Source organism: Micromonospora sp. NPDC050495 (assembly GCF_040655175.1).
In the GTDB taxonomy this organism is placed as follows: Bacteria; Actinomycetota; Actinomycetes; order Mycobacteriales; family Micromonosporaceae; genus Micromonospora.
On record NZ_JBFAJK010000001.1, the window covers coordinates 173452 to 185896 of the forward strand.

Annotated in this window: 12 protein-coding genes; 7 read left to right on the forward strand and 5 right to left on the reverse strand. The window is 73.7% G+C overall.

The genetic code is table 11. The features are described 5' to 3' along the window. Window positions 1-96: 96 nt before the first annotated feature. The 3 genes from AB0I11_RS00815 (at window position 97) to AB0I11_RS00825 (ending at window position 2039) form a co-directional block, all read left to right on the forward strand. Window positions 97-897: an SDR family oxidoreductase gene (locus AB0I11_RS00815; RefSeq protein ID WP_357308498.1), complete on the forward strand. Its 801-nt coding sequence runs from the start codon at window positions 97-99 to the stop codon at window positions 895-897. A 167-nt stretch (window positions 898-1064) separates the two neighbouring features. Beyond that, window positions 1065-1604, forward strand: coding sequence for an orotate phosphoribosyltransferase (pyrE, locus tag AB0I11_RS00820; RefSeq protein WP_357308501.1), 540 nt, complete (start codon window positions 1065-1067; stop codon window positions 1602-1604). 57 nt (window positions 1605-1661) lie between these two features. Continuing rightward, a complete protein-coding gene (locus tag AB0I11_RS00825; RefSeq protein ID WP_007073957.1) occupies window positions 1662-2039 on the forward strand; it encodes a metalloregulator ArsR/SmtB family transcription factor in 378 nt (125 codons plus the stop codon). A 216-nt stretch (window positions 2040-2255) separates the two neighbouring features. On the opposite strand, the gene AB0I11_RS00830 is transcribed toward AB0I11_RS00825, so the two are convergent. The 4 genes from AB0I11_RS00830 to AB0I11_RS00845 form a co-directional block, all read right to left on the reverse strand. Continuing rightward, entirely contained in the window at window positions 2256-3035 is a 780-nt protein-coding gene (locus AB0I11_RS00830) for a DedA family protein (RefSeq protein ID WP_357310039.1), read from the reverse strand. A gap of 80 nt (window positions 3036-3115) precedes the next feature. Further along, entirely contained in the window at window positions 3116-5632 is a 2517-nt protein-coding gene (locus tag AB0I11_RS00835) for a polynucleotide kinase-phosphatase (protein ID WP_357308504.1), read from the reverse strand. Further along, window positions 5629-7050, reverse strand: a complete 1422-nt coding sequence (locus AB0I11_RS00840) for a 3' terminal RNA ribose 2'-O-methyltransferase Hen1 (protein ID WP_357308507.1) — start codon at window positions 7048-7050, stop codon at window positions 5629-5631. The genes AB0I11_RS00835 and AB0I11_RS00840 overlap by 4 nt, the downstream gene beginning before the upstream one ends. A 53-nt stretch (window positions 7051-7103) precedes the next feature. Next, window positions 7104-8675, reverse strand: coding sequence for an LPXTG cell wall anchor domain-containing protein (locus tag AB0I11_RS00845; RefSeq protein WP_357308510.1), 1572 nt, complete (start codon window positions 8673-8675; stop codon window positions 7104-7106). Window positions 8676-8842: 167 nt separating this feature from the next. Here AB0I11_RS00845 and AB0I11_RS00850 point away from each other — a divergent pair, with 167 nt between their 5' ends. After that, complete coding sequence (locus AB0I11_RS00850) at window positions 8843-9325, forward strand: SigE family RNA polymerase sigma factor (protein ID WP_357308513.1); 483 nt, start codon at window positions 8843-8845, stop codon at window positions 9323-9325. Next, window positions 9325-10374, forward strand: a complete 1050-nt coding sequence (locus AB0I11_RS00855; RefSeq protein WP_357308516.1) for an LCP family protein — start codon at window positions 9325-9327, stop codon at window positions 10372-10374. The genes AB0I11_RS00850 and AB0I11_RS00855 overlap by 1 nt, the downstream gene beginning before the upstream one ends. Before the next feature lie 36 nt (window positions 10375-10410). Here AB0I11_RS00855 and AB0I11_RS00860 read toward each other — a convergent pair whose 3' ends face one another. Continuing rightward, window positions 10411-10623 (reverse strand): hypothetical protein, encoded by a 213-nt coding sequence (locus AB0I11_RS00860; RefSeq protein WP_357308519.1) that lies wholly within the window; start codon window positions 10621-10623, stop codon window positions 10411-10413. A gap of 252 nt (window positions 10624-10875) precedes the next feature. Between AB0I11_RS00860 and AB0I11_RS00865 the strand changes: the two genes are divergently transcribed. Together AB0I11_RS00865 and fbaA are read left to right on the forward strand one after the other, a co-directional pair. Further along, entirely contained in the window at window positions 10876-11259 is a 384-nt protein-coding gene (locus tag AB0I11_RS00865) for a phage holin family protein (protein WP_357308522.1), read from the forward strand. A gap of 162 nt (window positions 11260-11421) precedes the next feature. After that, complete coding sequence (gene fbaA / locus AB0I11_RS00870; RefSeq protein ID WP_357308525.1) at window positions 11422-12444, forward strand: class II fructose-bisphosphate aldolase; 1023 nt, start codon at window positions 11422-11424, stop codon at window positions 12442-12444. Window position 12445 lies beyond the last annotated feature (1 nt).

Sequence of the window (12445 nt, forward strand, 5' to 3'; positions counted from 1 at the left end):
CCCGCCGGCCTACGGGCCCGGGTCGCCCTGGGCCCCACCCACCCCGCCCCCCGCGTCGGCACCGCCCGGGCCGACCCCGCCCCCCGAGGAACGACCGTGACCGACGATCCCCACCCCGCCCCGCGCCGTGCCCTGATCACCGGGGCCAGCCTGGGTATCGGCGAGGCCTTCGCCCGCCGGCTCGCCGCCGACGGCTGGGACCTGGTGCTGGTGGCCCGGGACGCCGGCCGGCTGGACGCGACGGCGGCCGAGTTGACCGGCCGGCACGGCCGCCGGGTGGAGACCATCTCCGCCGATCTGTCCACCGACGACGGCTGTGCGACCGTGGAGCGCCGGCTCGCCGCCGATCCGCCGATCGAGCTGCTGGTGAACAATGCCGGGATCAGCCTGAACACCCCGTTCGTCCGGTCGGCGGTGCAGGACGAGGCTCGGCTGCTGCGGTTGAACGTGCTGGCGGTGCTCCGGCTGACCCACGCGGCCCTGGGACCGATGATCGAGCGGGCCAGTGGGACAGTGATAAATGTCTCTTCGGTTGCCGGTTTCGGCGTTCCGATGCCCGGCTCGACCTACTCGGCCAGCAAGGCCTGGGTGACGAATTTCAGTGAATCGATTGCTCTTTCCGTGGCCCCGCTGGGCGTCCGGGTAATGGCGCTCTGCCCGGGCTACACCCGCACCGGTTACCACGAGCGGGCCGGCATCGACATGTCTCGCACCCCCCGCTGGATGTGGTTGCGGGCCGACGAGGTGGTCGACGAAGGGCTGCGTGACCTGCGAAAAGGCAAGCTCGTCAGCGTGCCCAGCTGGAAATACAAGCTGGCCGTGGCGGGCCTGCGGCACGCGCCGCGGCGGTTGTTGCGGGGCGTTTCCCGGGACAACCGGGGCCGCGTCGGCGCCTGACCGGCGGACCGGCCACCCCGCTCCGCCTGGACGCCGACGGGCGCCGGGTGGCCCAGGTGGACGGTCGCGGAACGTAGTCGAACATCGCCATCCGTCGTCGCCCGCAGGGTTGACCTGGGGTGGACCCGACAGACGCCTCCCAGACTTGCGCAGTACCCTCTATCGCCATGGGGGACCAGGACGACCTGCGTAAATTCATCACCGACCTGGCTGTGGTCCACGGCCGTGTGGTGCTCTCGTCGGGCCGCGAGGCGGACTGGTACGTCGATCTGCGTCGCGTCACGCTGCATCACGAGGCCGCACCGCTGGTGGGCCGGGTGATGCGGGACCTCACCGCCGACTGGGCGTACGACTCGGTCGGTGGACTGACGCTCGGGGCCGATCCGGTCGCCGCCGCGATGCTGCACGCGTCGGCCGGGACCGACCGGCCGCTGGACGCCTTCGTGGTGCGCAAGGCGGGTAAGGCGCACGGGCTCCAGCGGCGTATCGAAGGGCCGGACGTCGCCGGGCGGCGCGTCCTGGCGGTCGAGGACACCTCGACGACGGGCGACAGCGTGTTGACCGCCGTTGAGGCGCTGCGCGAGGCCGGGGCCGAGGTGATCGGTGTGGCGGTTATTGTTGATCGAGGCGCCGGCGACGCGGTGCGAGCCGCCGGATTGCCGTATCGAGCGGCCTATACGTTGGCTGACCTCGGCCTTGTGGCGTAAAAGTTTGCCGATTCGGATCTGCTGATATGCAGGCGGATCGATGCTGCTGGTGGAAGGATGGAATACGTGGGAACTGCGTTGGCTGAAATGACCATGCCTCAGATCTCGCCGCTTGCCGGCGAGCCGATCGAACGTGCCGATGCCGAGCGTCTCGCCGGGGTCCTCAAGGCCCTCGCCGACCCTGCCCGGCTCCGGCTGCTCAGCCTGATCCAGTCGGCGCCCGAGGGGGAGGCGTGCGTGTGTGACCTCACCGCACCGCTCGGCCTCTCGCAGCCGACGGTCAGCCACCACCTGCGCATCCTCACCGAGGCCGGCTTGCTGGAGCGGGAGAAGCGTGGGGTCTGGGCGTACTACCGGCTGGTGCCGACCGCGATCGCCACGATCGCGGATCTGCTCACCCCGCCGCGTAAGCGGGCCACCAAGAAGGCCCGCTGACAACTGGACGTGCCGAGGTCGGGGTTGACCCTCCGACGGGCGGTGACGGGTGGCGTGCCAGGGGTGGCGCCACCCATCGGATGGCTGTCCGGGGCCGTGATGCGGCATCGGACGCGCCGGGCCACAGGTGACGGTCGCCCGTCATCCGTGCCACCCGCAGCTCGACAACGTTGATGGCCGGCCCCCCAGGGGGCCGGCCATCGGTCTGTCCGGAGGTCAGCGGCGGTGACGCGGCTCGTGCCCGCGGTGGTCGTCACCGTCGATCGCGTCCCGCACCGCCTCGATCGCGCCGGCGGCGCTCGCCGCGGCCACCACCGCGGCCGCCTCGCCGCGCTTGCGGGCCCGCCGGTCGCGGAGGAACTCGAAGAAGATCGGCAGCACCGAGATCAGCACGATCAGGGCGACCACCGGCAGGATGTACCGGTCGATCTTGTCGCCGATCGCATCGTAGATCTGGTGGGCCAGCAGGTAGCCGGCCAGCAGGATGCCGTCCACCCAGAGGATCGCGCCGACGATGTTCCAGAGCAGGAACTGCCGGGCCGGCATGCCGAGCACCCCGGCGACCGGGTTGAGGAAGGTCCGCACGATCGGGATGAACCGGGCCAGCACCACGGCCTTCGCCGGGCCGAACTTCTGGAAGTAGTACTCGGCCTTCTCCACGTACTCCCGCTTGAAGAGGCGGGAGTTGGGGCGGTCGAACATCCGCTGGCCGTACCGGGCGCCGAGCCAGTGCCCGAGCTGCGCGCCCGCGATGGCGCAGAGCGGGCCGCCGATCAGCAGGCTGGCCAGGGAGAGCCGGGTGCCGTCCCCGAAGATCGCGTCGGCCACCGGCGAGGCCGCCACCCCGGCCAGGAAGAGCAGCGAGTCGCCCGGGAAGAAGAAGCCGACCAGCAGGCCCGTCTCGGCGAAGAGGATCGCCCAGACCCCGACCATCCCGAAAGTGTGGATCAGGTCCTTCGGGTCGAGCGGGTTCAGCGCGACGCTTTCCGAGAGCATTCGGGTCTTTTCTGCTGTGTCCACGGCCACAAAGGGTACCCGGGCCCGGTCCAGCGTTGCGCCGGACCGGGCGTACCTGGTCAGAGGCGTGGGTCGACCGGTTCCGACTCGCACGCGAGGATCGCGAAGATCAGCTCGTGCCGCCGCCAGAGCGGGGCGTCCTCGCCGAGCGCGTCCAGCGCGGCCAGGCCGAGGCCGTGCTCGCGCAGCGCCAGCCCCCGCTTGCGGCCCAGCGAGCGGGTCCGCAGCGCGGCGAGCTGACCCGGCTCGGTGTACCCGGGACCGTAGATGATCCGCAGGTACTCCCGGCCCCGGCACTTGATCCCCGGCTGGAGCAGCGACCCCTTCGGCGAGCGGGCGGCCAGGCCGGCGTACGGCTTGACCACCATGCCCTCGCCGCCGGCCGCGGTCAGCGCCAGCCACCAGTCGGTCGCCGCCGCCACCGCCGCGTCGTCGGTCAGGTCGACCACCTGGCGCCGGGTCGGCGTGAAGAACTCCGGGTCCGCCGCGCAGAGCCGGTCCGCCAAGGCCAGGTGCCAGCCGTGGTCCCGGTCGGCGAAGCTCGCGCCGGCCCCGGCCAGCACGGCGAACGGCGCCAGGGTCACCCCGCGCAGCCCGTCGGTCGGCCCGACATAGCCCCGGTACGCCGCCGAGTACGCCGTGACCTCGGCCGCCCGGTCGGCCATCCGGCCGCGTAGCTCTTCCACCGGCAGCCCTCGGGTCGCCGCCGCGTCCAGCGCCGCCAGCACCGCCGGCAGGGCGGCCCGGCCGGCCGCGCCGACCCCGGCGTACTGCTCGCGGATCAGCCCGCCCGCCTTCGCCGACCAGGGCAGCAGCTCGCAGTCCAGGAGCAGCCAGTCGGTCTCCAGCTCGTCCCAGAGGCCGGCGCTGGTGACCGCCGCGCGCACCCGGGCCAGCAGCTCGTCGTCGAGCGGCGAGCCGAAGAACGGCCGGCCGGTACGGGTGTGCACCGCGCCGCCGGCGAACCGCCCCGGCTCCCGCTCCACCAGCACCACCGCCCGCGAGCCCATGTGCTTCTCCTCGCAGACCACCCGCTCGACGCCGGCCGACCGGTAGTCGGCGAACGCCTGCGCCGGGTGTTCCAGGAAGCCGTCCACCGTGGACGTCGAGCAGGGCGCCATGGTCGGCGGCAGCCAGACCAGCCGGCCCGGGTCGAGCGCGTACCGGCTCATCACCTCGAGCGCGGCGGCGGCGTTCTCGGCCGGCACGGTCAGCGTCCCGTACGCGTGGCTCAGGTGCCGCCGCCCGGCCACGTCGGCCAGGTCCAGCACGGTGTCCGGCCGGGCCGGCGCCACCGGGACCAGCGGGCGGGCCGGGGCGTACCACTCGCGCACCGCCGGGACGGCGACCAGCTCCTTCTCCGGGTAACGCAGCGCGGTGAGCTGCCCGCCGAAGACGCAGCCGGTGTCGACGCAGATGGTGTTGTTCACCCACTCGGGCGCCGGCGTCGGGGTGTGCCCGTACACGACCATCGCCGAGCCCCGGTAGTCGCGCGCCCACGGGTAGCGCACCGGCAGGCCGTACTCGTCGGTCTCGCCGGTGGTCTCGCCGTACAGGGCGAACGAGCGCACCCGGCCCGAGGCCCGGCCGTGGTAGGCCTCCTTGAGCCCGGCGTGCGCCACCACCAGCCGCCCGCCGTCCAGCACGTAGTGGCTGACCAGGCCGTCGATGAAGGCCGCCGTCTCCGCCACGAAGCCCTCCGGCTCGGCCGCCAGCTGGGTCATCGTCTCGGCCAGGCCGTGGGTGAGCCGCACGTCCCGGCCGCGCAGCTTGCGCAGCAGCTTCTGCTCGTGGTTGCCCGGCACGCAGATCGCGTGCCCGGCCGCCACCATGCCCATCACCAGGCGCAGCACGCCGGGCGAGTCCGGGCCGCGGTCCACCAGGTCACCGACGAAGACCGCGGTACGCCCGGCCGGGTGCGCCGCGTCCACCGGGCGGCCCGCGTCGTCGCGGCGCAGCGCGTAACCGAGCCGGAGCAGCAGCGCCTCCAGCTCCTCGCGGCAGCCGTGCACGTCACCGACGATGTCGAACGGCCCGGTCAGCTCGCGCCGGTCGTTGAAGAGCTTCTCGTAGCGGATCTCGGCCGCCTCGATCTCGTCGACCCCGCGCAGCACGTGCACCTTGCGGAAGCCCTCCCGGGCCAGCCGCCCGTACGACTGCCGCAGGTCCCGCTGCATCCGGGCCAGCACCGGCCGGCCGTGCGTCCGGTCGGCCCGCCCCTGGGTACGCTCCCAGGCCAGCGCCTCCGGCACGTCCAGCACGATCGCCACCGGCAGCACGTCGTGCTCGCGGGCCACCGTCACCAGGGCGGCCCGGGCGTGCGGCTGGAGGTTGGTGGCGTCGACCACGGTCAGGTGCCCCCGCCGCAGCCGGATGCCGGCGACGTGGTGCAGCGCGTCGAACGCGTCGCCGGAGGCGGACTGGTCGTTCTCGTCGTCGGCCACCATGCCCCGGAAGGCGTCGGAGGAGAGCACCTGGCTGGGCCGGAAGTGCCGCCGGGCGAAGGTCGACTTGCCGGAGCCGGAGACGCCGACCAGCGCCACCAGGGCCAGCTCGGGAATGTCCAGGGTGCTCACGCCTCCTCCTTCCGGGTCAGTACGGCGAGCTGGGTCGGCGCGCCCAGCTCGGGGTCCTCGTCACCGACGCCGCCGACCATGGCGGTGTAGCCGTGCGCCGCCGCCACCCGCCGCACCCAGGCGGCGAACTCGGCGCGGGTCCACTCGAACCGGTGGTCGGCATGCCGGAACCGGCCCGCGCCCAGCCCCTCGTAGCGGACGTTGTACTCGACGTTCGGGGTGGTCACCACGACCGTCGCCGGCCGGGCGTGCCCGAACACCGCGTCCTCCAGCGCGGGCAGTCGGGGCGGGTCGACATGCTCGACCACCTCCATGAGCACCGCGGCGTCGTAGCCGCGCAGCCGGTCGTCCCGGTAGGTGAGCGCCGACTGCCAGAGCCGGATCCGGTCGCGCTGCCGCTCCGGCAGCCGGTCCAGCCGCAGCCGCCGGGCGGCCAGGGTGAGCGCCTGGCTGGACACGTCCGTCCCGACGATCTCGGTGAACCGCCGGTCCGCGACCAGCGCGGTGAGCAGCGCGCCGCCGCCGCAACCCAGGTCCAGCACCCGGGCGGCGCCGCTGTCCCGCAGCGCGGCCAGCACCGCCTCCCGCCGGCGCACCGCGAGGGAGGCCCGCGGGGCCGGGTCAGGCTGCTCGCTGTCCACGCTGTCGTCGGCGGGCGGCTCGTCGGCCAGCCGCAGCTCGGCCAGCCGGGCCAGCGCCTCGCCCGCGAGCGCCCGGCGGTGGGCCAGGTAGCGGCGGGTGATCAGGGCCCGCTCCGGGTGGTCGGCGAGCCAGCCGGCGCCGGCCCGGAGCAGCTTGTCCACCTCGTCCGGCGCCACCCAGTAGTGCTTGGCGTCGTCCAGCACCGGCAGCAGCACGTACAGGTGGTTGAGCGCGTCGGCGACCCGCAGCGTCCCGGTCAGGGTCAGGTCCACGTAGCGGCTGTCGCCCCACTCCGGGTACGCCTCGTCGAGCGGGATCGGGGTGGCGGTCACCGCCCAGCCGAGCGGGCCGAAGACCCGGCCGGCCAGTTCGGCGCCGCCCCGGCAGCGCAGCACCGGCACCCGGACCACCAGCGGGATCGCGGTGGCGGCCAGCTCCGGGCGGTCCCGGGACTCGCCGCGCAGCGCTGACCGGAAGACCTTGGCCAGCGCCGAGGAGAGCAGGCTGGACGCCGCGTACGCGCGGTCGTTGACGTACCGGCCGAGGGTGAAGGCGTCCGGCGTGGTCGCCTGCCGGCGGCCCCGCCCGCCGCCCAGCTTCAGCGGATCCACCTCGACCAGCAGCGCCGCCGTGCACCGCGCCTCGTCCGCCTCGGGATAGAGCACGTGCGCGGTGCCGGCGGGCAGGTCGAAGCTCTGCACGCGGTCCGGGTGCTTGACGAGGAGGTGGCCGAGGTCGGTGGCGGGACGGTGGGTGGTGGTCAGGGTGAGCAGCACGGTCTGATGGTCTCAGCGTTGTCGATCGTGTTTCGGCCCGCTTGTGGGCCCGGTCAGGCGACGAAGCGGGTGTGGCGGCGGCGGGCCAGCAGGTAGCCGGCGGCGCCGGCGACCAGCAGCAGGGCGCCGAGTCCGGCGGTCAACGCGGTCCGGTCACCGGTGATCGGCAGCGTGCCGCCGCCGCCCGCGCCGCCCGACGCCGGCGGGGCGACCCGGATGATCGCGCTGTCGTTCGCCGGGTTCAGGTCCGGGCGGCGTTCGTCCCCGCGGTAGTGGCGCAGCTCGATCCGGCCGGTGCTGGCGGCGCGGGTGATGCGCAGCTCGAACCGCAGCCGTAGCTGCCCGCCCGGCGGGACGTTCTCCGTGGCGTGGCACTCGTACTCCCGGGCACCCGGGACCCCCCAGCCGTACTCCGGGATCTCGGGCCCGGGGTCGTCGTCGCGGATCTGCCGGACGTCCTGGCAGGACCGGGGCGCGCTCACCGCGACCGCGCCCTCGGGCACCCGCACCCGCGCCAGGGTCCAGAGCTGCTGGGAGCCGTCGACGGTGGTGGCCGCCGGCCCGTTGTTGGTCCAGCCCACGGTGAGCGGGACGGTCGCACCCACCACGCCGGTCACGGTGGCGCCGTCGGCCGCCAGGTCGGCCCGCTGGTCGCCGGTGACGTGCAGGAAGAGCGCGGTGCCGTTGTCGTACGGGTCGACGTCGGTCTGCGGCGGGGCGCTGGCCAGGCCGGCGGTGGTCGTCAGCCGGAGCGTCCCCTGGGTGCCCCACGGGCCGAGCCGGTCACCGAGCCGCGCGATGGACAGGAACTCCCGCCAGTCGGCCGGGGTGAACCAGAACGCGTTGCCCCGCAGGTCGTCGGGGGCCCAGGCGTCCCGCCGGAAGCGCAGGGCGAAGCTGTCGTCCGGCCGCGCGGTCGCGCCCGGCTCCAGCACGGCGTCCGGGAAGAAGCAGGCGAAGACGGTGGCGCCCAGATCCGGGACCGGCCGCTCCGCGTACTGGCAGTTCTGGTAGCGCCGGTCGGGAAGGAGCGGGTACGGGCCCTGGACCAGCAGCACCGCCCCGCGGGCGGGCGTCGCGCCCCGGTTCGTCACGGCGAGCGGCGCCGGGAGCCGGGCGCCGGGCCGGCCGGAGAGCGGCAGTTCCGCGGCGGCCACCAGGGCGACGCCCTCGCCGACCGTGATGGTGGGCCGGGCGGTGGCGGTGCCCGCGTCGGGCGTGCTCAGGGTGAGCGTGAGCCGGCCCTCCTGGCCCGCCGTCGCGCCGTCCCGGGCACTGACCGACAGGTGCAGCAGGGCCGAGTCGGCACCACCCTGGACCGTGCACCGGATGACGGCCCCCGACTCGGTGCAGGACCTGGTGCCCGGGGGCGGCTCGACCAGGGCGAAGGCGTCGACCTCGCCGCGGTCGACGGTCAGCGTCGAACTGGGCAGCGGTCGGTCGGTGAGCGGATAAACCGAGATGGTGCGTAGGGTGCCACCCGGGGTGAGCACGGCGTTGTTCGCGTAGAGCGCCAGGTCGTCGCCGGCGGCGGCCGCACCGGCCGGGGCGGTGCCGGCGGCCGTGACCAGGGCCGCGATGCCGAGGGCGGCGAGCCACCGCCGGACGGTCCGGGTGAGTGCCATGATTCCCCTCCGCGTGGCCCGCCTCGTGCGGCCTGTTCGCAGCGTAGGGGACCGGCCACCGGGCCGGCTGCCCCGAAATGCCGGCGGCCGGGGAAAAGAACCGGTCGGACGATGCAATGTCCCGGCCACCCGTACCCGTCAACTGAGCGGGACACCCGGGAGGTGCAGTGACGTACGAGGAGTTCGCCGACGCGCGGCTGAGCGTCCTGCTGCGGTACGCGGTCATGCTGACCGGCGATCCGCACCAGGCGCAGGACCTGGTCCAGGACACCATGGTGCGGGTCCAGTTGAACTGGCGGCGGGTGGTGCGCAGCGAGGCCCCGGAGCGGTACGTCCGGCGGATGCTGACCAACCAGTACATCGACTGGCGGCGCGGCTCGTGGGCGCGGCGGGTGCTGTTGCGCGGCGAACCGGACGAGGCGGTGCCGGCGCCGACCGACCACGCCCAGTCCGCGGTGGACCGGGACCAGATCTGGTCCTGGCTGTCCCGGCTGCCCCGCCGGCAGCGCGCCACGCTGGTGCTGCGCTACTACGAGGACCTGCCCGACGCGGAGATCGCCGAGATCCTCGGCTGCGCGGTCGGCACCGTCCGCTCCAGCATCTCGCGTGCCCTGGCCACCCTTCGAGCCGAGACCGTGGAGGTGCACTGATGATCGAGGACGACCTGCGGGCTGCCTTCGCGCGGCACGAGACCCTCGCCCCGCCCACCGGGCCGCTCCGCGCCGCCATCGACCGGGTGGCGAACCGCCGCCGGCGTCGCCGGCTGCGGCTGCGTCTCGGTGGCACGGCGTTGGCGCTGGTCGCCGCCGCCCTGGTCGGCTTCACGGCGCTGGCGCCCCGGCCGCCGGCCCCGTCGGGTCAGCTCGCCGCACCGGCGTCACCGGTACCCACCGGGGCGCTGAACGTGCTGCTGCTCGGCGTGGACGCGGCCGACGGGGGCCGGCGGGCCGACTCCGTCGTGCTCGTGCACGTGCCGGCCGACCGGAGCCGGCTCTACCTCGTCTCGATCTCGCGCGACCTGCCGGTGCCGGTCCCCGGCGGGGGGCGGGACAAGCTCAACGCGTCGTTCGCCGCCGGCGCCGGGAAGACCGTGGACCTGGCGGCGGGCTACCGGAACACCCGCCAGGTGGTCGCCCAACTCGTCGGCGTACCGATCGACGCCGGCGCGGTGCTCACCTACCCGGCGACCCGGGAACTCACCGACGCGGTCGGCGGGGTACCGGTCTGCCTGCCGGCGGCGGTGCGCTCGGTGCACACCGGCCGGCGCTTCCCGGCCGGCTGCCAGCAGTTGGGTGGTGCGGCCGCGGTGGACCTGCTGCGGCAGCGGTACGGCCTGCGCAACGGCGGCCTGGACCGGGACCGCAACGCCGGCCGGTATGCGGCCGGGCTGCTGCGCCGGATCCAGGAGCAGGGTGTGCTGACCGACCCGGCCCGGCTCAACCGGTTGATGGTGCAGGTCGGACCCGATCTGGTCACCGACACCGGGGACACCTCGCTGCTGGCGCTGCTCTCGGTCGTCGGGAAAGTGACGGGCGCCGAGCCGGTCGCGGTCAGCCTGCCGGTGCGCTTCGAGGAGCAGGGCTCCTACCAGGTGGGGATGAACCCGGCACTGGCCCCCGGCTTCCTCGCCGCGCTGCGCGAGGACCGGCTGGCGGAGTGGACCGCGGCCCACCCCGACCAGGTGACCAGCCTGCGCTGACCCGGGCGGGGCCGGTTCCCGGCCCCGCCCGCCGGCTCAGCGGTAGTCGTCCTCGTCCGCGGTGACCACCCGGGCCTGCTCCATGGCATCCCAGTCACCGACCTCGAGGCCGCGGTGCGGCTCGGCGTCGCTGTCGTCCGGCGTGACCACCGCCGCCTGCTCGACCGCGTCGGCCGGCTCCGCCTCCAGGTCGCGCTCCTCCGGAGCGAGGTGATCGCTCGGGGCGAAGTCCTCGTCGGGCTGACCCATCGTCCCTCCCTGGATCTCGCTGCGGACCATTCCCACCACACCGTACGGGCTGGGGCCGGCCCCCGCTCGGCGCCGGGCCGAACCGCCGGGTGGCGGCCGGCGTGCCCCCGCCCGGCGTGCCCCCCGGCCGGCGTGCCCCCCGGCCGGCGTGGCCCGCAGCCGGCGGGCCCGGGGGGCCGGCCTTGGCCGGCGCGCCCGGGCGGAGTCGCCGGATCGTCCCTCCGGTCGCGAGGCCCGTGCCAGGATGGTGGGGTGGGTTTCCTGATCCGACTAGCGATCACCGCGGTGGCCCTGTGGATCACCACGCTGATCGTCCCGGGAGTGGAGGTGACCGGCCGCAGCGGCGCGAACAACGCGCTGACCCTGATCGTGGTCGCGCTCATCTTCGGTGTGGTCAACGCGGTGCTCAAGCCGGTCATCAAGGTGATCGGCTGCGTGTTCTACCTGCTCACGCTGGGCCTCTTCGCCCTCGTGGTGAACGCCCTACTGTTCCTGCTCACCGACTGGATCGCCCGCGGGCTCGACCTGCCCTTCCACGTCAACGGCTTCTGGGCCGCGTTCTGGGGGGCCATCGTGATGGCCGTGGTGACCTGGCTGATCAGCGTGGTGGTGCCGGACCGGCTGGCAGAGCGGTGAGCGGTTCCCGGGTCGGTTGTGCCCGCCGCGACCTCCTACGGGATACTTCCCGCGGTGGACAGCGCGGTCCGGCGCACCCGTGGACGTCAGCGACCGGAACGGTCGGCGCCATGGAAGACAGCGGCCTGCACGGCCGAGAGCGGTAAGTAAGGAGCGTTAGATATGCCCATCGCTTCCCCCGAGGCTTACGCGGAGATGCTGGACCGGGCCAAGGCCGGCCGGTACGCGTACCCCGCGATCAACGTGACCTCGTCCCAGACGCTGAACGCGGCGCTCAAGGGCTTCGCCGACGCGGAGAGCGACGGCATCATCCAGGTGTCGACCGGCGGCGCGGAATACCTGTCCGGTCCGTCCGTCAAGGACATGGTGACCGGCGCCGTGGCCTTCGCCGCCTACGCGCACGAGGTGGCCAAGAAGTACCCGGTGAACATCGCGCTGCACACCGACCACTGCCCCAAGGACAAGCTGGACAAGTTCGTCCGGCCGCTGATGGCCATCTCGCAGGAGCGCGTGAAGAACGGCCAGGAGCCGCTGTTCCAGTCGCACATGTGGGACGGCTCGGCCGTGCCGGTGGCGGAGAACCTCCAGATCGCCGAGGAGCTGCTCAGCCAGGCCGCCAAGGGCAAGATCGTCCTGGAGATCGAGGTCGGCGTCGTCGGCGGCGAGGAGGACGGCGTCGAGAACGCCATCAACGAGAAGCTCTACACCACCGTCGATGACGGCCTGGCCATGGTCGAGGCGCTCGGCCTCGGCGAGAAGGGTCGCTACATGGCGGCGCTGACCTTCGGCAACGTGCACGGCGTCTACAAGCCGGGCAACGTGAAGCTCCGCCCCGAGGTGCTCAAGCACATCCAGGAGGCGGTCGGCGCCAAGTACGGCAAGGAGAAGCCGCTCAGCCTGGTCTTCCACGGCGGCTCCGGCTCGCTGCTGTCGGAGATCCGCGAGGCGCTGGACTACGGCGTGGTGAAGATGAACATCGACACCGACACCCAGTACACCTTCTCCCGCCCGGTCGCGGACCACATGTTCCGCAACTACGACGGCGTGCTCAAGGTGGACGGCGAGGTCGGCAACAAGAAGATGTACGACCCGCGGGTCTGGGGCAAGGCCGCCGAGTCCGGGATGGCCGCCCGCGTGGTGGAGGCCTGCGAGCACCTGCGCTCCACCGGCACCACCATGAAGTGAC

Bases quoted from the DNA above. Each gene is read 5' to 3' on its own strand.
- AB0I11_RS00860 (WP_357308519.1), bottom strand. From the start codon at position 10,623: ATGGGTCAGCCCGACGAGGACTTCGCCCCGAGCGATCACCTCGCTCCG.
- AB0I11_RS00825 (WP_007073957.1), top strand. From the start codon at position 1,662: ATGGAATACGTGGGAACTGCGTTGGCTGAAATGACCATGCCTCAGATC.
- AB0I11_RS00845 (WP_357308510.1), bottom strand. From the start codon at position 8,675: ATGGCACTCACCCGGACCGTCCGGCGGTGGCTCGCCGCCCTCGGCATC.
- fbaA (WP_357308525.1), top strand. From the start codon at position 11,422: ATGCCCATCGCTTCCCCCGAGGCTTACGCGGAGATGCTGGACCGGGCC.
- AB0I11_RS00855 (WP_357308516.1), top strand. From the start codon at position 9,325: ATGATCGAGGACGACCTGCGGGCTGCCTTCGCGCGGCACGAGACCCTC.
- AB0I11_RS00830 (WP_357310039.1), bottom strand. From the start codon at position 3,035: ATGCTCTCGGAAAGCGTCGCGCTGAACCCGCTCGACCCGAAGGACCTG.
- pyrE (WP_357308501.1), top strand. From the start codon at position 1,065: ATGGGGGACCAGGACGACCTGCGTAAATTCATCACCGACCTGGCTGTG.